The sequence below is a fragment of the Pseudomonas typographi genome (assembly GCF_014694385.1).
GTDB lineage: Bacteria > Pseudomonadota > Gammaproteobacteria > Pseudomonadales > Pseudomonadaceae > Aquipseudomonas > Aquipseudomonas typographi.
Genome location: NZ_JAAOCA010000110.1, coordinates 1 through 815, shown reverse-complemented (window position 1 = coordinate 815; position 815 = coordinate 1). Strand labels below are relative to the sequence as shown.

At 63.4% G+C, this 815-nt stretch carries 2 protein-coding genes; both read left to right on the top strand.

The annotated features are described in order from the left end of the window. Positions 1-311: structural protein P5 (locus tag HAQ05_RS27895; protein ID WP_190427619.1), on the top strand; the 311-nt coding region annotated here is incomplete at its 5' end. Beyond that, positions 308-703: a hypothetical protein gene (locus tag HAQ05_RS27890; protein WP_190427618.1), complete on the top strand. Its 396-nt coding sequence runs from the start codon at positions 308-310 to the stop codon at positions 701-703. The genes HAQ05_RS27895 and HAQ05_RS27890, both read left to right, overlap by 4 nt. Positions 704-815 lie beyond the last annotated feature (112 nt).

The following is an 815-nucleotide window of genomic DNA, read 5'->3' as shown; positions in this document are numbered from 1 at the left end:
ACGGCATACGTGCCCTGGCCAAGTTGCTGCTGGCCTATCGCGGCAAGGATGGCATGCCTGGGGTGGGTGCGCCCGGCATCGACACTGTGCGCGAAATCATTAGCAGATGGGCCCCGGGCGGCGAAAACGATACCGAGGCCTATATCGCCAGCGTCGCCAATTACCTTGGTGTGAAGCCCAACGATCCCATCGATGTGCGCCTGCCCGCCACCCTTCGGAGGCTGGTAGAAGCGATCATCGCCCATGAGAACGGAAGCAACCCGTACTTGGCCAGCGTGGTTGATGAAGGCGTGGGCAGGGCCTTGGCATGACCGAAACCCAGTTGAAGTTGGCGGGATACGCCATCGTCGCCCTGGTGCTGATTGGCCTCGGTGCTGGAGTCGGCTACTGGCTCACTGCGCGTCATTACCAACCCATCGTGACCACCGCACAGGCCGATGCGAAGAAGGCCGGCGAAGACTTGGCGAGTTGCAAAACCACCCGTGAATCGCTTGAAGGGCAGGTGGGCGAACAAAACCAGGCCATCGCCGCCTTGAAAGCCGCCGAGCAGGACCGAGAGCAAAAGGCTAAAGCTGCGGCCGACCAGGCGCACCAGGATGCTCAGCAGGACTACCAGGCGGCGAACCGCCTGCAACAAGAGCGCACCGGTGGCGACCCGGCGGCAACTGCGGCGGCGATCATCGACAAGGAGCTTGGGCTATGAGGTGGCTGATCGCGGCGTTCGCCGTGGCGCTGGTGGGATGCGTTGCCGAGCCAGTTACCCAGCCTGAGCCCCGGACCGTGCGTGTAGAGGTTCCAGTGCAAGTGCCGTGCCG